Origin of the sequence: Phytoamicus setariae, assembly GCF_016722925.1 — a bacterium.
GTDB classification, from domain to species: Bacteria; Pseudomonadota; Alphaproteobacteria; order Rhizobiales; family Rhizobiaceae; genus Rhizobium_E; species Rhizobium_E setariae.
This window is the reverse complement of record NZ_JAEQNC010000001.1, coordinates 348,496-369,772: the sequence shown is the minus strand read 5'-3', so window position 1 is coordinate 369,772 and position 21,277 is coordinate 348,496. Positions and strand designations below refer to the sequence as shown.

Annotated in this window: 19 protein-coding genes; 9 read left to right on the top strand and 10 right to left on the bottom strand. The window is 59.3% G+C overall.

Annotated features, from left to right (window positions below; translation table 11 throughout):
- Positions 1–126 precede the first annotated feature (126 nt).
- Positions 127–1,020 (top strand): DMT family transporter, encoded by an 894-nt coding sequence (locus JJB09_RS01720; protein ID WP_201652149.1) that lies wholly within the window; start codon positions 127–129, stop codon positions 1,018–1,020.
- Positions 1,021–1,081: 61 nt separating this feature from the next.
- On the top strand, positions 1,082–1,537 hold the full coding sequence (locus JJB09_RS01715; RefSeq protein ID WP_201652147.1) for a GFA family protein: 456 nt from the start codon (positions 1,082–1,084) through the stop codon (positions 1,535–1,537).
- Here the strand turns inward: JJB09_RS01715 and JJB09_RS01710 are convergent.
- On the bottom strand, positions 1,534–2,472 hold the full coding sequence (locus JJB09_RS01710) for a LysR family transcriptional regulator (RefSeq protein ID WP_201652145.1): 939 nt from the start codon (positions 2,470–2,472) through the stop codon (positions 1,534–1,536). The two genes, JJB09_RS01715 and JJB09_RS01710, sit on opposite strands and share 4 nt — an antisense overlap.
- A gap of 175 nt (positions 2,473–2,647) precedes the next feature.
- Between JJB09_RS01710 and JJB09_RS01705 the strand changes: the two genes are divergently transcribed.
- Positions 2,648–3,934 carry a YbfB/YjiJ family MFS transporter gene (locus JJB09_RS01705; protein WP_201652143.1) on the top strand — a complete coding sequence of 429 codons (1,287 nt, stop codon included), beginning with the start codon at positions 2,648–2,650 and terminating at the stop codon, positions 3,932–3,934.
- Between the two features lie 34 nt (positions 3,935–3,968).
- On the opposite strand, the gene JJB09_RS01700 is transcribed toward JJB09_RS01705, so the two are convergent.
- From JJB09_RS01700 to JJB09_RS01670, 7 genes are all read right to left on the bottom strand, one after another.
- Positions 3,969–5,921: an acetoacetate--CoA ligase gene (locus JJB09_RS01700; RefSeq protein ID WP_201652141.1), complete on the bottom strand. Its 1,953-nt coding sequence runs from the start codon at positions 5,919–5,921 to the stop codon at positions 3,969–3,971.
- Positions 5,922–5,937: 16 nt separating this feature from the next.
- Complete coding sequence (locus tag JJB09_RS01695) at positions 5,938–6,576, bottom strand: AAA family ATPase (RefSeq protein WP_201652140.1); 639 nt, start codon at positions 6,574–6,576, stop codon at positions 5,938–5,940.
- 289 nt (positions 6,577–6,865) lie between these two features.
- Positions 6,866–7,681 (bottom strand): ABC transporter permease, encoded by an 816-nt coding sequence (locus tag JJB09_RS01690; protein ID WP_201652138.1) that lies wholly within the window; start codon positions 7,679–7,681, stop codon positions 6,866–6,868.
- A gap of 10 nt (positions 7,682–7,691) precedes the next feature.
- Positions 7,692–8,594, bottom strand: coding sequence for an ABC transporter permease (locus JJB09_RS01685; protein WP_201652136.1), 903 nt, complete (start codon positions 8,592–8,594; stop codon positions 7,692–7,694).
- Positions 8,595–8,605: 11 nt separating this feature from the next.
- Positions 8,606–9,763: an ABC transporter ATP-binding protein gene (locus tag JJB09_RS01680; protein WP_201652134.1), complete on the bottom strand. Its 1,158-nt coding sequence runs from the start codon at positions 9,761–9,763 to the stop codon at positions 8,606–8,608.
- A 153-nt stretch (positions 9,764–9,916) separates the two neighbouring features.
- Positions 9,917–11,014, bottom strand: coding sequence for a polyamine ABC transporter substrate-binding protein (locus JJB09_RS01675; RefSeq protein ID WP_201652132.1), 1,098 nt, complete (start codon positions 11,012–11,014; stop codon positions 9,917–9,919).
- A gap of 131 nt (positions 11,015–11,145) precedes the next feature.
- Positions 11,146–12,567, bottom strand: coding sequence for a helix-turn-helix domain-containing protein (locus tag JJB09_RS01670; protein ID WP_201652130.1), 1,422 nt, complete (start codon positions 12,565–12,567; stop codon positions 11,146–11,148).
- 237 nt (positions 12,568–12,804) lie between these two features.
- On the opposite strand from JJB09_RS01670, the gene aceA reads away from it, so the two are divergent.
- The 3 genes from aceA (at position 12,805) to JJB09_RS26555 (ending at position 15,202) form a co-directional block, all read left to right on the top strand.
- Complete coding sequence (aceA, locus tag JJB09_RS01665; RefSeq protein WP_201652128.1) at positions 12,805–14,094, top strand: isocitrate lyase; 1,290 nt, start codon at positions 12,805–12,807, stop codon at positions 14,092–14,094.
- A 225-nt stretch (positions 14,095–14,319) separates the two neighbouring features.
- Positions 14,320–14,553: an SMc00767 family acetate metabolism repressor gene (locus JJB09_RS01660; protein WP_201652126.1), complete on the top strand. Its 234-nt coding sequence runs from the start codon at positions 14,320–14,322 to the stop codon at positions 14,551–14,553.
- A gap of 130 nt (positions 14,554–14,683) precedes the next feature.
- Positions 14,684–15,202, top strand: a complete 519-nt coding sequence (locus tag JJB09_RS26555; RefSeq protein ID WP_201652124.1) for a cupin domain-containing protein — start codon at positions 14,684–14,686, stop codon at positions 15,200–15,202.
- Here JJB09_RS26555 and JJB09_RS01650 read toward each other — a convergent pair whose 3' ends face one another.
- The gene (locus tag JJB09_RS01650) at positions 15,203–16,072 is read right to left on the bottom strand and encodes a LysR family transcriptional regulator (RefSeq protein ID WP_201652122.1); all 870 of its coding nucleotides are present in this window, start codon (positions 16,070–16,072) and stop codon (positions 15,203–15,205) included. It abuts the gene before it with no gap.
- A gap of 189 nt (positions 16,073–16,261) precedes the next feature.
- Between JJB09_RS01650 and JJB09_RS01645 the strand changes: the two genes are divergently transcribed.
- Positions 16,262–16,411 carry a hypothetical protein gene (locus JJB09_RS01645; RefSeq protein WP_201652120.1) on the top strand — a complete coding sequence of 50 codons (150 nt, stop codon included), beginning with the start codon at positions 16,262–16,264 and terminating at the stop codon, positions 16,409–16,411.
- 70 nt (positions 16,412–16,481) lie between these two features.
- On the opposite strand, the gene JJB09_RS01640 is transcribed toward JJB09_RS01645, so the two are convergent.
- Positions 16,482–17,852 (bottom strand): glutamine synthetase family protein, encoded by a 1,371-nt coding sequence (locus JJB09_RS01640; protein WP_425523671.1) that lies wholly within the window; start codon positions 17,850–17,852, stop codon positions 16,482–16,484.
- Between JJB09_RS01640 and JJB09_RS01635 the strand changes: the two genes are divergently transcribed.
- Together JJB09_RS01635 and JJB09_RS01630 are read left to right on the top strand one after the other, a co-directional pair.
- Positions 17,851–18,138 (top strand): hypothetical protein, encoded by a 288-nt coding sequence (locus JJB09_RS01635; protein WP_201652738.1) that lies wholly within the window; start codon positions 17,851–17,853, stop codon positions 18,136–18,138. The two genes, JJB09_RS01640 and JJB09_RS01635, sit on opposite strands and share 2 nt — an antisense overlap.
- A 379-nt stretch (positions 18,139–18,517) precedes the next feature.
- Positions 18,518–21,052: a methyl-accepting chemotaxis protein gene (locus JJB09_RS01630; RefSeq protein ID WP_201652116.1), complete on the top strand. Its 2,535-nt coding sequence runs from the start codon at positions 18,518–18,520 to the stop codon at positions 21,050–21,052.
- Positions 21,053–21,277: the final 225 nt, after the last annotated feature.

Genomic DNA, 21,277 nt, shown 5'->3' with positions numbered 1-21,277 from the left:
CCGCTCTCCCTCACCGCTTGCTTCAAGAGCAACTATCCGATTCTCACCCGGTGAAAAATGCGGGCTGTCACGGCCATGGATATTCTGTCATAGCAACCGCTAACATTCATACTGCGCAGATTCCCAATGTTCCTGTCCGAAATTTTCGCACTCTCCGCTGCAGCTTGCATCGCGCTCAGCGGCATGTTGATCAATGAACTGAATGGTCGCGTCGATGTAATCAGGCTGGCGCGCTGGCAGATGATCGCGGCGTTTGCAATGACGGCTACCGCCTCGCTTGTCGTCGGTGGCTGGCGCACGATCGGGCTCGAGCAACTCGGCTTTCTTGCGCTGTCCAGCCTGTTCGGCATCATCATTGCCAGCACCACTTACTTTTCCGCGATCTATGCGGCAGGGCCGCGCACCACGGCGCTGTTGTTTTCGCTCACCTCGCCGTTTGCCCTTCTGCTCGGATACTTGGCGCTGGGCGAAACGATCAGTGCGCGACAGGGGCTGGGCGTGGCGCTGGTGATATCAGGCATACTGCTGGCCGTCGGACTGCCGGGCAAGGGACCGCATCGCAAGACGGAAGCCATCGCCCATCATGGCATCCCCTGGAAAGGCGTCGCACTCGGCGTCATCACCGCACTGGGGCAGGCGCTCGGCAGCCTTTTCGCCCGGCCGGCGATGGCGTCGGGCGCAGAACCCTTCAGCGCCATGGCCGTCCGCGCCGGCGTTGCGGCGATTTTCTTCATCGCGCTGATGGCCGTGCCGCTACCAGCCTTGCGCGTAGCGTCCAGATTTTCGGGAAGAAGTCTCGCGCTCGCCATCGGATCGGCATTTTTCGGAACCGGGCTGGGCATGTCCTTGCTTATGGCAGCGCTTGCCGAGGGCAATGTCGGCATCGTCTCGACGCTGTCGTCGATGACCCCGGTGGTGATCCTGCCGATGGTCTGGGCACGCACCGGCAAGGCCCCGCCCCTGCTCGCCTGGATCGGCGCAGCTCTGGCTGTGGCTGGCACGGCGTTCATCAGTATCTGAGCCGAGTTGACACGTCGCTAGGCGCAATTCTAGATGATCCTGCTGATGAAGGAGCCAGGTGATGTCCGACAACATACTGCCGATGAACGGAAGCTGCCGCTGTGGTCGCGTCAAGATCAGAATAGGCGCCAAACCGATTATCACGATGGCATGCCATTGCACCGGTTGCCAGAAAATGAGTTCCAGCGCCTTTTCGCTCAGCGCCGCTATCCCTACCGAAGGCTTCGAGGTCACCGAAGGCGAGCCCGTCATTGGCGGCCTGCATGGCGCCGCACGCCACTATTTCTGCCCCTATTGCATGAGCTGGATGTTCACCCGGCCCGACGGCATGGATTTTTTCGTCAATGTTCGCCCCTCGATGCTGGCCGATCCCGACAAGTTCCCGCCCTTCGTCGAGACCTATATGAGCGAGAAGCTCGCCTGGGCTGCGACTTCTGCCGCGTATAGCTACGACAAATTTCCGCCGATGGAGGATTTCCCTCGATTGATGCAGGAATACGCGGCTCTTCCAGCCTAAGTTTCCGGCTGGGGCACCGAGACTGCAAAAGCTTGCCTGATGATGCCCTTGATCCAGTGGATCGCGGCATCCTCCGCGACATCCCGGCGATGCAGCATCGAGACCATATAGGTACCGAGCGCCAGCGGCACGGGCGAAATGTCGAGGGCCGTATTGGCCGCAAGTGCGCGCGCGGCATGCGACGGCACGCTGGCGATCACCCGCATCTCCATGAGATAGGAAGGCAGCGAGGAAAAATGCGTCAGCGCCGTATGGATCGTGCGACTGCGCCCGATCGCCTTCAGTCCGGAATCGACGATACCTTCGCGCCCGAGAAACGAAATCAGGATATGCGGCAGTCCGAGAAAGTCCTCGAGCGATAACGGCAACGGCAACCCGCACAGCTTGTTGTTGAGCAACGACGCATAGCCGGAATGACCAAGATCTTCGGTGACCAGCCAACTGCGTGCCGGAACACCTGAAGCGATGGCGAGGTCGATCTCGCGCGCCTCCAGCATCTGTTCGACGATGTGACGATTGGCCTGGCGGAAAACCACCGAGACATTCGGCGCCAGTGCGAGCAACCGCGCGGCAATGGCCGGGCCAAGCGCCACCTCGAAATCATCGGACATTCCGAGCGAAAAATGCCGGGTGCTGGTTGCGGGATCGAACCTGTCTTCGACGACCAGAGCCTGCCGCAACAGTTCGACGCCGTGCTGGATCTGCCCGGCCATCGAAATCGCCCGCGCCGTCGGCTCCATGCCTCCACGCGTCCGGATAAACAGCGGATCATTCGTCGCAACGCGAAGCCGGGCAAGCGCCGCGCTGACCGCAGACTGGCTCAGCGATAGCCTGAGCGCGGCGCGCGAAACGCTGCGCTCCTGCCAGATGGCCAGGAACGTAATCGCCAGATTGAAATCCAGCCTGCCGATTTCAGCGATCTTGATGTTGCTCATCAGAAGAAGATCAGTGTTGTTTACAATTGTCACGTTGCCGAACCTGTTCATTCGGTCAGGGCGGGCATCTTCGGCATCTTTCATCACCTACGGTGATACTACTCATCCAAAAATGCAATTTGATTGATAATGCGATTCAACGCAAGCTGTGTCCACCAATCGGGATACTGTTTGCATGTCGGCACTACACACGTCCAAATCACTCTCGGATTCACCCATCGCGGTGGCGATCGCAGGCGCTGTTTCGCTGTCCGTCGCCATGGGCATCGGCCGTTTCGCGTTCACCCCACTTCTTCCGATGATGCTGCACGACGGGCTGCTCGACATCAACGGCGGCAGCCTGCTGGCAACCGCCAATTATGTCGGCTATCTGGCCGGCGCGCTGCTCTGCATGGTGCTGCCGGCAATCGTGCGCCTCTTCACCCACAGGCCGATCATCAATTCGGTGATGGTGCGTGGCGCATTGATCGCCACCACGGCTCTGACGCTCGGCATGGCATTCGACCTGCCCTACGCTTGGCCGGCCCTGCGCTTTCTGTCCGGTGTGATCTCGGCGGGTGGCTTTGTCTATACAGCCGGCTGGTGCCTGGGACGGCTCGAAGAACTTGGCGCATCCCGGCTGGGGGGTGTTATCTTCACCGGTCCCGGCGTGGGCATCGCGCTTTCCGGCCTTTCTTCCTACGGCATTTCCCTTGCCGGCGGCTCCTCGACAATGGGCTGGATCGGTTTTGGCGTGCTTGCCGCTGTCCTGACCATACTTGTCTGGCGGATATTCCATGGCGGACCGAAAGTCGCCCTGAAAACCGTGTCTGATCCGGCAAGCGTGCGCGCCGCAAAGCCCCGATTTGGATCCGAGCACATGCTCCTCACGCTGGCCTATGGGTTGGCAGGCTTCGGCTACATCATCACTGCGACCTTCCTGCCGGTCATTGCCCGCGAAGCGCTGCCGGGATCGATGTGGATCGAGCTGTTCTGGCCGATTTTCGGTCTGGCCGTGATGGCGGGCGCGCTGCTGACCCAGCGGGTTGCCCTGCATATCGATCGCCGACTGATGCTGATTGTCTGCTATCTGGTACAAGCCACCGGCGTGGTTGCCAGTCTCTTCCTGCCCAACATCGGCGGCTTCATCCTCGGCAGCCTGCTGGTCGGCCTGCCGTTTACCGCGATTACGCTGTTTGCCATGCAGGAGGTGCGGCGCCTGATGCCTGCGCATGCCACAAGCTTCATGGCGCTGATGACGGCGGCCTACGGCATCGGCCAGATCGCCGGGCCGCCGCTGGTCGCCACCATTCTCGCCCACAGCAGCAGCCACGCGACCGGCTTTGCCACATCGCTGGCGATTGCATCCGGTTCACTGGTTTTCGGCGCCCTGCTGTACGGCCTGCAGATTTTCCGCCATCCAAGCACCCGCTCCACCGCCTTTGCAAATGGCGGTAGCCAGCACAACAAACAAGGCGCGTGATAAGACCACGGGACGCGCGAACGCGTCCTGTCGTTCACATTTTTAACGCGTCCAGCCCCGCAAACAGTTCCAGCGCTTCCGGATTGGCCAGCGCTTCCTTGTTCTTGACCGGACGGCCGTGGACAACCTCACGCACCGCCAACTCGACGATCTTGCCGGATTTGGTGCGCGGGATATCGGCCACCTGAATGATCCTGGCCGGAACATGCCGGGGTGAGGCACCGACGCGGATCTTGGTCTTGATCTTTCTGTCGAGCTCGGCATCGAGCGTCAAACCAGGCGCCAGCCGCACGAACAGGACGACGCGGACATCGTCGTCGAAATCCTGCCCGATGCAGATCGCCTCGACGACTTCATCGAGTTGCTCGACCTGATTGTAGATTTCCGCCGTGCCGATGCGGACGCCGCCCGGATTGAGGGTCGCGTCGGACCGGCCATGAATGATCAAGCCGCCATGCTCTGTCCACTCGGCGAAATCTCCGTGGCACCAGATATTGTCGAAGCGCTCGAAATAGGCCGCCTTGTATTTGGCCCCGTCCTTGTCATTCCAGAAGCCGATCGGCATAGCCGGAAACGCTTTTGTGCAGACGAGTTCGCCCTTTTGGCCGCGCACCGGCTTGCCGTCGTCATCCCAGACATCAACCGCCAACCCCAGCCCCGGGCCCTGGATCTCGCCTTTCCAGACCGGCAGGACCGGGTTGCCGAGCACGAAACACGAAACGATATCCGTGCCGCCCGAGATCGAAGCAAGCTGGACATCACCCTTGATGCCTTCATACACGAAGGAGAAGCCCTCCGGCGACAGCGGCGAACCGGTCGAGGTGATCAGTCGCAGGCTCGAAAGATCATGGGTCCTGGCAGGCTCAATGCCTCCCTTGCGGACCGCATCGATGTATTTGGCCGAGGTGCCGAAAATGGCGAACTTTTCCGCCGCGGCATAATCCCAGAGCACATTTCCATCGGGGGCGAAGGGCGAACCGTCGAACAGGCAGAGCGTGGCGCCGGACGCCAGGCCCGACACCAGCCAGTTCCACATCATCCAGCCGCAGGTGGTGAAGTAGAACAACCGGTCGCCGGCCTTCAGGTCGCTATGGAACCGCTGTTCCTTGAGGTGCTGCAACAGCGTGCCGCCCTGGGAATGGACGATGCATTTCGGCACGCCCGTGGTGCCGGACGAAAACAGGATATAGAGCGGGTGGGAGAACGGCAGCGGCTCGAATTCGACCGTCTTGGCCTGATAGGGCGCGATGAAGGCTTCGAGCGTCCGGCCGTCTTTCAACGATGTCGCCAGCGCTTCGGGGTCGCCGGCATAGTGAACGACCAGCACGGGGGCCTTCAATACCGGCTCGACGGCGGCCACCTTGGACGAGACGTCCTGCAGCTTGCCATTGTACCAGTAGGCATCACAGGTGATGAACAGTTTTGGCTCGATCTGGCCGAAGCGGTCGATCACCCCCTGTTCACCAAAATCGGGAGAACAGGACGACCAGATGGCTCCAAGCGAATTCGTCGCCAGCATGCAGGCGATGGTTTCGGGCATGTTCGGCATCATGGCCGAGATCCGGTCACCCCTGCCGATGCCCATGGTACGATAGGCCTGCTGTATCTTCGACACCATCTGGTGGAGATGATCCCAACTCCAGCGATAGCTGACCTTATCCTCACCACGGAAAATCAGTGCGTCAGCGGCACCGGTAGAAGACAGCAGGTTTTCGGCAAAGTTCAGCGTGCCATCCGGGAAGAACTGCGCCTCCAGCATCACCTCGCCGTTGACCAGTGCACGTGTGCCCTTGTTACCCTTGACGCCACAATAATCCCACACGGCTGACCAGAAGTCGGCTCGTGCATCGATGGACCAGGCATGAAACGCATCATGATCAGGCAAATCGACCGCGAATTTTTCCGCGCACCAAAGCCGGAAACCGGTCATCGCGCTTGCCGCGATCAGGCCTTCGGACGGAGTCCAAAGCGGCGAATTCTCTCCCATGCGCATTCTCCCATGCTCAGTCCGGAATTTTGTAGTCAATGTTTCGCTGCACCGCAACACCAACTCGGGCGGTACTTTCTTTTGCCAGATGATCGAGCACAAAGTCGGCGCGGGCTGCGGCATCGACTTTCGGAACCGCGACCAGCTCATAGCCCAACCGCTCATATGTGCTGACAAGATCGTGGTAGGTATCCACGGCTTCATCAGCAGAGTGACGACGCTCGGCATCACCAGTGAAGATTTCCGGCCAGGGCGGCAGGACGAAAACTGTCTTGCAATAGCGCAGCCTTTCGGCCGCCCTTGAAAAGTGTTCGGGCACCGGCAATCCCAAATGCTCGAAGGAAGCAAGCGCATCAACGATCCCTCGGTCGAAAAACACCTGGCCCCCAAGCTTCAGGGCAAGCGCCAGATTATGCATCGACCGCGACAGGCAAAGCTCGGCAAAGCCCTCGGGATTGGGCCATGGCAAGGCCGGCCCATCAATCAGATCTTGCTCCTTGACGATCTGGCGGCCAGGTTCCTCGAACACGTGATATCCGCGCCTATCCAATTCCGAAAGCAGGGTGGACTTGCCGCCCCCGGAACAGCCGGTCAGCATGATCAGATCTTTGCATTTTTCGTGCACGCGTTGGAATCCATAGTCCAGTTCGGACATTGCCTATCTCCATGTCAAAAACAGCCCCACGCTGTTCAGGGCGCGATGACACAATTGGATCTTGCTGGAATACGGGGAAAGTAGAGGCGGCGGGTCAGCAGCTCAAGCCGGTGCACGGCCAGCCAACAAAGTGTCCCGGCATTTTGGCCCACACTTGGATCAGCCGGAAGGGATCAGCGCCCGCAGCGCCGAATGCTGGAGCAGATGCAGGATTATCGCGGCCAGATCGTGGCAAAGATGTCCCAGATACCGTATCGGGGACATCTGCAGCGCAGGCTCACGTCGGTCATCACCCCTGAACCAACGCCGCCCGCTCGTCACGCTGGCGCTGGACTTCAGCGCGTTTGGTCGAAATCGAGGCGATAATCACGCCGATCGCAACGAACCCGATCAGCAAGGTACAAGCCGCGTTGATTTCCGGTGTCACACCCAGCCGTACCTGGCTGTAGATCTTGATCGGAAGGGTCGTCGCCCCCGGGCCGGTGTTGAAGTTGGCGATCACGAGATCGTCGAGCGACAGGGTGAAGGCCAGCATCCAGCCGGCGATTACGGCCGGGAGGATCAGTGGCAGCGTTATCCTGAAGAAGGTTTTCACCGGCGGGCAACCGAGATCGAGCGCCGCCTCTTCCAGGCTGCGGTCGAAAGTGATCAGCCGGGACTGCACGACGATCGCCACGTAACACATGGTGAAAGTCGTGTGCGCAATGGTCACCGTCCAGAACCCGCGGTCGATACCGACAGCAACGAACAACAGCAGCATCGACAGACCGGTGATGACCTCGGGCATGACCAGCGGCGCATAGATCATGCCGGAAAACAGCATCCGACCGGGAAAGCGCACAAAGCGTGTCATGGCCAGCGCCGCAAGCGTGCCGAGGATGGTGGCGACCGTTGCACTCAGAATGCCGACGCGGATTGTCACCCAGGCGGCATCCATCAGCGCCTCATTGTGCCACATCTGGATGTACCAACGCGTGGAAAAACCGCCCCAGACGGTCACCAGCTTGGAATCGTTGAAGGAGTAAATGATCAGGATGAGGATCGGAATATACAGAAAGGCAAAGCCGAGACTGAGGGCGATCGGATCGAAGCGCGATGATTTCATGGTCTTTCCCTCACGCCTTCTGCTGCTGGTTCTGGAAGATCGCGATCGGCACGACAAGCACGAGCAACAGAACCACCGCCACCGCTGAAGCCAGCGGCCAGTCCCGGTTGCCGAAGAACTCGGTCCAGAGCGTCTTGCCGATCATCAGCGTATCGGCTCCGCCCAGCAGATCCGGGATGACGAATTCGCCGGTGATCGGAATGAAGCAGATCATCGACCCGGCGATCACACCCGGAAGCGACAGCGGGAAGGTAATCTTCCAGAAGGCCTTCCAAGGCGGGCACCCGAGGTCGCTTGCGGCCTCCAGAAGCGTGCCGTCCATTTTTTCAAGCGCCGCATACAACGGCAGGATCATGAACGGCAGGTAGGAATAGACCATGCCGATGAAGACGGCGGTATCGGTCCGAAAGATGTTGACCTGATCGTCCGGGCTATAAAAGCCGATCGTCTGCAGCAACAATGTCAGCAGCCCCTCGGGCTTGAGTATGCCAATCCAGGCATAGACGCGGATCAGGAATGACGTCCAGAACGGCAAAATCACCAGCATCAGCAGCGTCGGGCGCAGCTTTTCGGGGGCTCGCGCCATGGCAAGCGCCACGGGATAACCGATCAGCAGAAGGAGGACTGTAGAAATCAGTGCGATGCGCAGCGAATTCAGATAGGCGTCGAAATAGAGCGGATCTTCCGTGAGAAACGTATAGTTTTCGAAGTCGAGCTTCGAGAAAAAGTCCCCGAGCGCCGAAAAGCCATGGAAGACAGGTGTATAGGGCGGCATCGCAATGGCCGTGTCCGACACCGAAATCTTCAAGATGATGAAGAACGGCGCCAGGAAGAAAACAGCCAGCCAGAGATAAGGAACGATGACCACCAGCCACCGGGCGGGATTCTTCTTGGCGAGTGCAATGTCAGCCATCGATCCCTCCTCTATCGCGTCAGCACGAGACCGGCTTCCGCCGGCCAGGTGAGCCACACCTTGTCCCCGAAGGTAATCGGCCGGTCGACAAGGCGCGAGACATTGGCCTGAGCGGCCCGGAGAATGCGGCCGTCCGGCAGCTTGACCAGAAACAGCGAGAAATCGCCGAGATAGCCGATATCCAGCACTTCGCCGCTGGCGCAGTTGATGCTCTGGTCAGCTGGCGCCTCAAGCGAGAGCCGGACCTTTTCCGGACGAATGGCAAAGGCCACGGCATTGCCCGAGACCGCGGCGCATTCCTGCTCGACCGCGACCTTCAGACCATCGCAATCGAGCGTGACGAGACCCGATCGGCCCGTACCGCCGGCATTGGCGATGACCTGGCCTTCGAAGATGTTGATGTCGCCGATAAAGTCGGCGACATAACGCGAATTGGGTGCCTCGTAGATCTCTGCCGGCGTCGCGACCTGAACGATGATGCCCTTGTCCATAACGGCGATGCGATCGGATACGGTCATCGCTTCTTCCTGGTCATGGGTGACGATCAGGAAGGTCAGGCCGAGCTTGTCCTGAATATCCATCAACTCGAACTGGGTTTCCTCGCGCAGCTTCCGGTCAAGTGCGCCAAGAGGTTCGTCGAGCAGCAGCACCTTCGGGCGCTTGGCGAGCGAGCGTGCCAATGCCACACGCTGACGCTGGCCGCCGGACAATTGACTCGGCTTGCGTTTGGCAAATTCACCCAGCTTCACTAGCTTGAGCATTTCCTCGACGCGGGCGTCGATCTCTCCCTTCGGAATCTTGTCCTGCTCCAGGCCGAAGGCAATGTTCTTGGCGACCGTCATATGTGGAAACAGCGCATAGCTCTGGAACATCATGTTGGTCGGCCGCTTGTAGGGCGGCACACCGGAAATGTCCTTGCCCTGCAGCAGGATGCGGCCCTCGGTCGGCTCCTCGAAGCCAGCCAGCATGCGCATCAGCGTGGTCTTGCCGCAGCCTGACGGGCCGAGCAGGGAAAAGAACTCCCGTTCATAGATGTCGAGGGTGAGATTCTTGACCGCGACGAAATCACCGAACCGCTTGGTGATGTTTTCGAACCGGATGAACGGAACCGCCGCCGGGTCCGTCCAGGGAGTAAATTTCCGCCTCACGGCCCCGAGAGTTTTTGCCATTCCCCTATGCCACCTTTTTATAATGATTGGATGACTTGTTGTCGATTTGGGCGTTCTTCAAACGCCTGCCGGAGCCTGTATCGTTTTCGCAAGGACCGGCCAGGGTAAAAAGAAAGGGCGGTAATACCGCCCCTTCGACTTCGGCTACCGGCATCAGCTGCCGGTTTTAATCTGCGTCCACAAGCGGTTGAGCACGCGCTGCTCTTTCGGGCCATAGGGCGAGATGGTGAAGAGTTTCTTCATTGTCGTCGCATCCGGGAAGACAGCCGGGTTCTTGTACACGGATTCGTCGATGAATTTCTGCGAGGCGAGATTGCCGTTGGCATACTGAACATAGTTCGATGCCTTGGCGATCACTTCCGGCTTCATCAGGTAGTTGATGAAGGCATGCGCTTCATCAATATGCTTGGCATCCGCCGGGATCGCCAGGTTGTCGAACCACATGTAGGTGCCTTCCTTGGGGATGACATAGTTGATCTCCACACCATTCTTGGCTTCCTCGGCCCGGTTCTTGGCCTGCAGGACGTCGCCCGACCAGCCGATGGTGATGCATGTGTCGCCATTGGCCAGTTCATCGATATAGGCCGACGAATTGAACGTGCGCACATAGGGGCGGATCTTCATGTAAGCGTCGCCGCCCGCCTCGAGATCGGCGGTCTTCTTGCTGTCACCGTCTATGCCCAGATAGTTCATGGCGATGGCGAAGGTTTCATCCGACGCGTCGAGGATGTTGATGCCGCAATCCTTGAGCTTGGCGGCATTCTCCGGCTTGAAGATGATATCAAAGCTGTCGACAGGCACATCGCCGAGCGCTGCCTTGACCTTCTGGACGTTGTAGCCGATGCCGGTGGTGCCCCACATGTAGTTGACGGCGTATTCGTTGCCCGGGTCGTATTTCGCAAGGCGCTCCGACACTTCCGGCCACATATTCGTTATGTTGGGCAATTTCGACTTGTCGAGCTTCATGAACACGCCGGCCTGAATCTGGCGGGCCAGAAACGGCGCGGTCGGCACGACGACGTCGTAGCCCGATCCGCCGGCAAGAAGCTTTGTTTCCAGAATTTCATTGGAGTCGAAAACGTCGTAGACGACCTTGATGCCGGTTTCCTTGGTAAAGTCTTCAAGTATGGAACTATCGATATAGTCGGACCAGTTGTAGACGTTGACAACCTTGTCCTCCGCATTTGCCGGCGCGCTGTAAACCAGAGCAGCCGTCATCATGACAGCCAAGCCAAATAGCTGTTTTTTCATACATCTCTCTCCCGTTTGTCCCGGCTCTCGGTTATTCTTCTGACGTCCGGAGATCCACACTCTGTAAAGAGATTAGAAAGGATTTCGGCGAGCCACAACTAAAAAATACAGATTCTTTTCAGAATACATTCCTATTGAAAGTCAAAGACGCTGAGCCCCGCCACCATTTCGTCGAGCCCTAGCGGGCGCGTCACCGGAGGCTCCGCGCGCGCCAGGCAGCCAGGCCGCTCACAGAGTCGACACGCCGTTCCGATCGCAAGCCGACGACCGGTCTCCCGCATCACGCCATCGCCATAAACCACCTGCTCGGCATGTGCGGCGTCGCAACCCAGCAACAATGCAGTCCGCCGCACGCGCTCCTCGAAGCCGGCAATCGGCCCCTCCAGCGTACGCGAAACGAGCAGGTACTGCGTACCATCAGGCATCTCCGCACATTCCGCCAGGATCTGGCCCGGCGCGGAAAACGCCGCATGTATGCCAAGCTTGGGACAGGCGCCACCGAAACGGGCCTGGGGATAGCCCAGCGCCCCTGCCCGACGGATGCGGTTTCCCGCAATGTCGATTTCCAGGAAGAAAAACGGAATGGTCGCCGCTCCCGGTCGCTGCAAGGTACAAAGTCGGTTGGCCGCCTGCTCGAAGGACACCCGGAACCGCGCGCACAGCACGCCGACATCGTAGCGCGCCCTCTGCGCGGCTGCCAGAAATGCGCCATAGGGCATCATCAATGCCAGAGCCGCATAACGCGCAAGCTCGAACCGACAGATGCGTCGCGCTTCGGCGGACGAAAGATCGAGACCGTCCAGCGTGGTTGCGATCTCATCGCGCAAGGCGATCTGGCAGGCTTCCTGCGCGATCTCCCGCAACTGATCATGCGGATAAAGCCGCTCGGACAGGAAGAGCCGCATCGAATGCCTGTCATAGCGCCGCCTGAGGTTCGGCATCGCATGGATCGGCAGGGTTCGGACGACGACACCGTGTTCGGTTTTAAGCCAACTGCGGATGGCTGTCGCGAGATCCTCTCCGGCGTCGAGCCGGGCGTGAAACTGCTCGGCAGCTTCATCGATCGCCGCAAAATAGTTGGTCCGGGCCGCCAGCTTTTCGCGTACCTCGTCCATCGGCAGCTTGGCGGTCGACATTGCCGTCTCGTGACCGGCCTGGGCCATAAAACCCGCCAGATCGCTCAGCCGCGCCGCCTGCTCCTTGTAGGCACGGTAAAGCTTGACCATTCCCTGCACGACGTTCGGAGCAGCCTCCGATACATCGACCAACTCCTCCCCGGCCGGAATCTCCCCAGCCAACAGCGGATCGGAAAACACTTCCCGCAATTCACCGGCAGCACTGCCAGACTCGCCCTGCAAAGCCTCCACATCGACCTTGTACACCGCCGCGAGCTTGAGGATCAGCTGCACCGTAATCGGCCGCTGATTCCGCTCGATCAGGTTGAGATAGGAGGGCGAAATCCCCAGCCCTTCGGCCATGGCCGTCTGGGTGATGCCGAGACCATTGCGAATGCGCCGGACCCGCGGGCCCGCAAAGATCTTCGCTTCCACCATCAGTCAAGCCCTTTACACGAGGTCTCAGGAAAAGCCGCGATGTGGCTTTTACAATATTTACACTTTTACAAGCTGGCCTCGTCAAAATCAAGACATCATAACCCCTTTAGAACCTGATATCTCTGCATTTCTATGGCTTTTCTCGCAGCGCAATGTAAATTCAGTCACATCAAAGGCAAACGGATTGGCCACTCAAAGACGGTCAATCATGTGACACAAGACTGAAGGAGACTTCCTGTGACTGATTTTTACAACCTTATCCCGAACGCCCCCAAGGGACGCTACGAGGGCATCGAACGCCCCTACACGGCAGAGGATGTGAAGCGGCTGCGCGGCTCCGTCGAGATCAAGTATTCGCTGGCCGAAATGGGCGCGAACCGTCTCTGGAAGCTGATCCACGAGGAAGACTTCGTCAACGCACTCGGCGCCCTTTCCGGCAATCAGGCCATGCAGATGGTTCGCGCCGGCCTCAAGGCGATCTACCTCTCCGGCTGGCAGGTTGCCGCCGACGCCAACACCGCATCTTCCATGTATCCGGACCAGTCGCTTTATCCTGCCAATGCTGCTCCCGAGCTCGCCAAGCGCATCAACAAGACGCTGCAGCGCGCCGACCAGATCGAAACACAGGAAGGCAAGGGCCTTTCGGTCGACACATGGTTCGCGCCGATCGTTGCCGACGCCGAAGCCGGTTTCGGCGGCCCGCTCAACTCGTTTGAGATCATGAAGGCCTTCATCGAGGCGGGCGCTGCAGGCGTTCACTATGAAGACCAGCTCGCATCCGAAAAGAAGTGCGGCCATCTCGGCGGCAAGGTGCTGATCCCGACGGCAGCACACATCCGTAATCTGACGGCCGCTCGCCTCGCCGCCGACGTCATGGGCACGCCGACGTTGATCATCGCCCGGACGGACGCGGAAGCCGCCAAGCTCCTGACCTCCGATATCGACGAGCGCGACCAGCCTTTCGTCGACTACGACGCCGGCCGTACGGTCGAAGGCTTCTACCAGGTCAAGAACGGCATCGAGCCCTGCATTGCGCGTGCCATCGCCTATGCGCCTTATTGCGACATGATCTGGATGGAAACCTCCAAGCCCGACCTCGGCCAGGCCAGGAAGTTTGCTGAAGCCGTGCACAAGGCCCATCCCGGCAAGAAGCTGGCCTACAATTGCTCACCGTCGTTCAACTGGAAGAAGAACCTCGATGATGCGACGATCGCCAAGTACCAGAAGGAACTCGGCGCAATGGGCTACAAGTTCCAGTTCATCACGCTGGCCGGCTTCCACCAGCTGAACTACGGCATGTTCGAACTGGCCCGCGGCTACAAGGACCGCCAGATGTCCGCCTATTCCGAGCTGCAGGAGGCCGAGTTCGCCGCCGAAGTCAACGGCTACACCGCCACCAAGCACCAGCGCGAAGTCGGCACCGGCTATTTCGACGCCGTCTCGGTTGCCATCTCCGGCGGCCAGTCCTCGACCACGGCGATGAAGGAATCGACCGAGCACGACCAGTTCCGCTCGGCGGCTGAATAGGGCTGACGGCCCCTCACCCTAGCCCTCTCCCCATAAGGACGGGGAGAGGGAATCCATCCCCATCTGCCGCGCCGACAAAGCGTCGGACAAGGCAAGATGGGGTCGAAACAAGTGCCACATCGCCCTTCTCCCCGTTTAACGGGGGGAAGGTGGCGGCAGCCGGATGAGGGGCACTGCGTGACAAGCGATTTGAATCTTCAAGAACCCCACGAGAGGAGAAATGCGATGACTGTCCAGACCCGAGTCAAGGAACGTGCGGAAGAACAATCCTCCGCGATGACCGCCGATCAGCAGGCCGCGATCCGCATGGTCGCCAACGACCTGCATCGCCTCAACCATTCCGTCATGAAGGCCGTCGATGCCGGCGTGTCGGTCGAACTAATCCGCTCCGCCCGCCACCACAACGAGGGCAACTGGGGTGACCTGATGATCCCGGTGGTCGTCACGCAGGGCAGCTAACACACTCCCCACATCGCATTCGCAGGCGATGTACTGCCCGGACCGTAGAACATGGTCCGGGCCTTTTGGCTTTTCCGGCCTAGTTGCATGACCAATTGACGCATCTAGCCTTACAATCTAGGCTGGAAACGTGAATGCAGGATCCATTCTTGACCTTGGGCGAATGATGGACATGCACAACATTCCCGGAAAGATCGCCAACGGCGCCGATCGCTACAAAGACGCCGTACATTTCCTGAATGGCCGCTTCGACTGCAAGGTGTCGGCAGCCGACACATCAGGCGCGATGTGCATCTTCGACACATTCCGAGACAAGATCGGCGGCCCTCCGCTGCACTATCATGAGCTTCAGGACGAGTGGTTCATGGTGCTTCAGGGAGATTTTCTGTTTCAGGTGGGCGAAGAGCGCTACCGGCTGGCACCCGGAGATTCGATATTTGGGCCGCGCATGGTGCCGCATGCCTTCCGGAACCTCACCATCCCTGCGCGATTGCTGATCGTCTATTCCCCGGCACTGAAGATGGAGGCGTTTTTCCGTGCGGGCCTGGGTCCGGATTCCGCGGCTTCGGCGGAATTCGAAGCGCTGCACAAAGAACACAACATCATCAATGTCGGCCCGCCGCTGAGTGCAGAGCACGAAGATATGTAATTACCCGGTGCGGCTCGGCCTCCTGCCGGCAAACACATCCGAATGGCTTTTCAACAACTTGGCCATGCGGTCCGAAAGCGTGCGGATCTCGCGGCGCGATCGGTCGTCGTTGTGGGTAACCAGCCATTGCCTGTGGCGAAGTTCGACGATTTCGCCGCCGACACGCTCCAGCATCGGATCGAGATCGCCGATGAAGCATGGCAGCACGCCGATGCCCGCGCCGGCGCGTACGAGGTCGAACATCGAGCGCGGCCGGTCGACTGTCGCGATGATCTGGCCTGCGTGGTTCTGGTGCGTCCATCTGAGATAGTTCGATATCGCCTCGGTCTCGCCGACCGCGATCCATCGATCGACATCTGACGCATTTTTCAGACGATAGGCAGCGTATGCCACTTCACTGATTGCGCGCGATGCGAGATTTGGTTCCTCCGGCTCGAAAGCGCGGATGCCGATGTCGTTTTCCCTATGGGTCAATTGAGCGCGTCGCTCACCGACTGTGAACTCGATGCGAAAAGGATCGCGCGCCGCACACAGCGCGCGGAAATTCTCCATCAGCAGCCAGCCGATCCAGGTGCCGACCGCAATGCGCACCGTCACCAGTCCGCCGCTCTCCTGCCGCCAGCTCTCGACTCGGCGCACTGCCGATTCCATCTCGCGCAACTCGGAAAACAGCGCTTCACCATCCGTTGTCAGCGTGTAGCCATTCTGGCTGCGATGGAAGAGCGAAAGCCCGGTCGCCTCCTCGAGTTGGAGAATGCGGCGCCCAATCGTCGCGGGGCTGAGGCCGGTCATCAGGGCTGCGCCCGTCAGCCCGCGCTGACGGGCAACGATGAGAAAAATCTGATACGCATCCCAGTTGATGTTTTTCATGTCTGAAAAATGTAGTGCGAATTCGTGCGTATATAAAGCGATTTTTGCAGAGTACAAAAACTGGGTCTGCAAGAGCCAAACGCGATGATCGCCATCGGATCTGAATGGCAATCGCCGCCGCCTCCCCGCTTGGGACGTAGGCAAATCACCAATCAGGCCACCAGAATGCCCTCACGAGGAGGACCCACCATGCATGAGACATTGACCGCATACTTTTTCGCCCGCTACCTCGAACGCCGGCAGCAGGAGGACGAGCGCAGGCGCACCGTCATACCCGAGAACCGATTTTCAGTGGGCATGCAGCTCTTCCGCAAGATACAGGCGTCGAAAGCCGATTAAGACGCAGCAGCCACCAAAAGAAAAGCCGCCGATCGTCTCGGCGGCCTTGAGTATTTACGGAGCAATCCGATCAGACGTTCAACAGCAGATATTCCCGCTCCCACGGGCTGATCACCTGCATGAAGGTTTCGAACTCGCCGCGCTTGACGCCGGCATACATGCCGACGAATTCATCACCGAAGACTTCGCGCAGTGCCGGCTCATTCTCCAACAGCGCCACACCTTCCAGCAGGCCACGCGGCAATTCCACCGAACCTTCGTTGGCCGTGCCATCCGACGGCGGCGTCGGCGCCATGCCCTTCACCATGCCGAGCCATCCGGCTGCAAGCGAAGCAGCAAGTGCCAGATACGGATTGGCGTCAGAGCTCGGCAACCGGTTTTCGACACGGCGTGCTGCTGCGTCGGACACCGGCACGCGGAAAGCCGTGGTGCGGTTGTCATTGCCCCAGGCATTGTTGACCGGGCAGGACATGCCCGGCGTCAGCCGCCGGTAGGAGTTCACGTAGGGCGCCATCATTACCAGCGTTTTCGGCACGTAGAATTGCTGCCCACCAATGAAGTGGAAGAACTCCTTGGAGGGAGAGCCGTCCGGATTGGAGAAAATGTTCTTGCCGGTCTTGGCATCGACCACCGACTGGTGGATGTGCATGGCCGATCCTGCCTGGCCCTGTATCGGCTTGGCCATGAAGGTGGCAAAGATGCCGTGGCCAAGGGCGGCCTCGCGGATCGTCCGCTTGAACAAAAACACCTGGTCGGCGAGCTCGATCGGGTCACCGTGGCGCAGGTTGATTTCCAGCTGCGCCGGTCCCTCCTCATGAATCAGCGTGTCGATCTCGAGACCCTGCTCGGCGGAGAAATGATAGATATCGTCGATCAGCTCGTCGAACTCGTTGATGCCGGCGATCGAATAGCCCTGCCCGCCCTGGATCGAGCGACCCGAGCGGCCCTGCGGCGGCTTCAGCGGATAGTCCGGATCATCGTTCTTGGCAACGAGATAGAACTCGATTTCCGGAGCGACGACGGGCTTCCAGCCTCGATCCTTGTAGAGCGATAGAACATGCTTGAGCACGTTGCGCGGCGTATAGCGCACCGCTTTGCCGTCCGTATCGACGATATCGCAGATCACCTGCGCGGTGGGATCGCTTTCCCAGGGAACGACGGAGAGCGTCGACAGATCCGGCACCAGCTTGATGTCGCTGTCGCGCGAATCGTAGCGGAATTCTTCCGTTTCTTCCGGATATTCACCTGAAATCGTATGGCGGAAAATCGCCGACGGCAACGCGAGTGACGTGTTTGACGTGAATTTGGAGGTCGGCATCATCTTGCCGCGCGGCACCCCGGCCAGATCGGGCGTGATGCATTCGATATCCTCGATGCCGCGTGCACGTAACCACTCTGCGGCTTCCTTCCAATTGTCGACACCACGGGCGCGGGACAGCATGGGGGATGGTTTGGGCGGCGTTGCCGTTGTTGCCTTGACTGTCCTTGAATGCGCTTTCCTTGCGGCCATGATGCACCGTTTTGCTGTTGATCTTGTGGTCGATCATACCGAGTTGCGGATAAATGGCGAGGGGGGTGACGACGAAAATCGTAACGCGCAGCTCGCTTTAAGCTTTGTTAAAGAATTGCGCGGATGGTTTTACTATCGAAATCTGAGGGAGCCGTCCGATGCGTTCAGCACCTGCCCGCAAGCCAACCGCAGTTGCCATTGCGATTACCCGAGATGAGACAACCCACCGCAAGGCGCTGCTATCTTTCTTTGCCACATTCGGCATTGCGATTGTTGCGAGCTGTGCGCTTCTCTTACATTGAAGGCCCATAATTTAAAGATTTTGGCTGCCAATTGTATTTCGGGCGCGGCAATTTGAATTTGCCGATACTTATTTTCAATTTCTTTAAATCAACGCTTCGGGAGGTGGTGGAGTTCATTCAAATCTCTACAAACCCGGCAACAGTAATTTAATATTAACAGCAAAGCATAAATAGTCTTCCGAGCAATCCATCAAACGAAGCACCGCCCGGTGAGCGACACGCCCGGCATGCAAGAGTTGGAGCGACGCAGCAGTTCCATGCGGCGCCGAGATCAGATGCGAGGAGGCATCAGACATGAATATCGACAGGATCCTGTCCCGTTTCAGAATCCAGACCAAGGTTCTGATCTTCATCCTTCCGTTTGTCATCAGCATCACTGCAGTGGGCATCACCGGGCTCTACGCGTCCGGTCTGCTGCAGAGCCGCATGGAAGTGTCCAACAGCGTGCTGCAATCGCTTTCCGGGTTCAAAGGCGTCTCGACTGCGATGGAACAGTTCCTCGAGCAGACCACGCCTGAAAACCGCGATACGGTGGCAAGCAAGCTGTCCGAGCAGCGCGCTATGCTGGAAAGCATGCTCGCGGGTACGCCGGATGGCACGGACGGTCGCGAGGATCTCCAGAACGCCGCCGCCTCCGTGGATAATCTCAACACGAGGATGGCCGGGCTCTGGTCGCTGTACGAATCGGAATTGGCGCTGCGAACAAACCTGCAGAGCAGCCTGAACGTCGTGATCGGTTCCCAGCTGAAAATCACCGAAGGCATGGCCAGCCTGAAGCGGACGATCAACAACGATCAGAATGCCGCAAAGGCAAAGCTGCGCGAAGCAGACCGGATCGGCCTGGCTGCCGCCTTCCTTACCGGCGCAGCGAACGACTTCTTAAAGTTGAAAACGACCGATGAAAAATTTGCGTTCGTCAAGGACAAGCTCAACGACCTCAAGAAACAGCAAAAGATCCTTTCAGCAGCCCTGCCCGAGAAGAACAAGGCAGTGGCGAAGTCTCTTTCCTTGGCCATCAAGGAATTGTCGGAACTTGCCGGCAGCGGCCAGCCATCCGATGACACCGTCGTCAAAATGGCGTCCAAAGTCAGCTCTTTCCGGCAACTGAATGTCTATCTGGGACTTGCAGCTTCGCAGAAGATGAAGGAAGCGACCCAGAAATTCGCCGAACTTGACGACCCCCTCGTGCGCGCTGAAAGCACCCTCAACGAAAGCCAGAAGCTGGTCAACTCGGCCTATTCCATCCAGATTCTGCTGGCCCGCTTCATGCTTGCACCGACAGATGACAACCACAAGCGCCTCTCCACCGACTTCCAGACGGTCTATGCGGAAATGATGACACTGGGCGGCTCCGCGCAGGATATGCCTGTCCTTGCGCAGCTCGAAGAAACGCTGATTCCGGCCATCGATGCCCTGGATAGCGATACACAGAAGCTGGTGCAGATCTCCGAGCAGCGCCACAAGGACTTTGCGGCGGCGGCCTCAGAGATCGACACGATCTGGAAGCAGCTGACAACATTTGCCGAGCTGCAGAAGCACAGCGCGAGCGTCGAGCGCGACAATGCCAACACCATCTCGATCGGCGCCACCGTGGCCGGCATCGTCATCGCCATCTTCGCCGGCATCGGCCTGGTCATGACCTTCAAGGGACCGATCGGCCAGATCACCTCGGCCATGCGCAAACTTGCAGAAGGCGTGCTCGACACGCGCATCAACGGCGAGGCCCGCATCGACGAGATCGGCGAAATGGCCCGTGCGCTCGGCGTCTTCAAGCAGAATGCGCTGTCCAAGATCGAGATCGAGGCGCAGAGCGAGGCCCAGCGCGCCGAGGCCGAAGCCGAACGCCGCAAGAACGACGCAGAGAAGATCGACATCGACCGGCAGATCGATTTTGCCGTCAACGCGCTGGCCGCCGGCCTTGGACGGATGTCGCAGGGCGACATCTCCCAGACCATCGAGACGCCGTTCTTCGGCCGCCTCGAACAGCTCAGGAACGACTTCAACGGCTCGCTCGTGCGTCTGCAGGACACGATGAGCCAGATCCGCAACAATGTCTTCATGATCCAGCGCAATGCCGGAGAAATGAGTTCATCGGCGGACGAACTGTCCAAGCGCACCGAGCAGCAGGCCGCCTCGCTGGAGGAGACCGCCGCCGCCGTCGAGCAGATCACCGTCACCGTCAAGTCGTCGGCCGAAGGGGCCGAGGAAGCCAACCGCATCGTCGCCGAGACCAAGCGCGCTGCCGACCAGTCCTCGGCCGTCGTCGCCAATGCCATCGACGCGATGGGCCGCATCGAGGATGCATCGGGCAAGATCGTCCAGATCATCGACGTCATCGACGAGATCGCCTTCCAGACCAACCTCCTGGCGCTGAATGCCGGTATCGAGGCGGCGCGCGCCGGTGAGGCCGGCAAGGGCTTTGCCGTCGTCGCCCAGGAAGTGCGCGAGCTTGCCCAGCGCTCGGCCCAGGCCGCCCAGGAGATCAAGGGGCTGATCGACACCTCGAGCACCGAAGTGGCCTCCGGCTCGCGGCTGGTGCAGCAGACCGGCGCGGTGCTGGCCGAGATTTCCGCCAAGATCGTCACGGTTTCCGAGCGGGTCGAGATGATCGCCATGGCCAGCCGCGACCAGTCCAACGCGCTGGGCGAGGTCAATTCCTCGGTCAACCAGATGGATCACATGACCCAGAAGAACGCTGCAATGGTGGAGGAAACCAACGCCGCCACCCGCCAGCTCGCCGGCGAGGCCGACACCTTGATGACCTTGGTCGAGCAGTTCAGGCTCTCGGCACACGAGACGACCGGACAATCCGCCCGCTACGCGGCCTGACATCGCCAAAGCCAGATCAACCAACGCCGCGAGTCGACAAACCTCGCGGCGTTTTTGCGTGTTGCCGACACCTCATGTCGCGTAATGACCGTGCTGAAGTACAGTCTTTCCAATTACTTGCTAAAATTTGAGCTTTTTAGCTCGAATTTTAGCATTGCACTGCAAAATTAGCGTCTCTTTAATTCTCAAATGCAAATCTCCCCGCAACAATACTCGACCACGGGC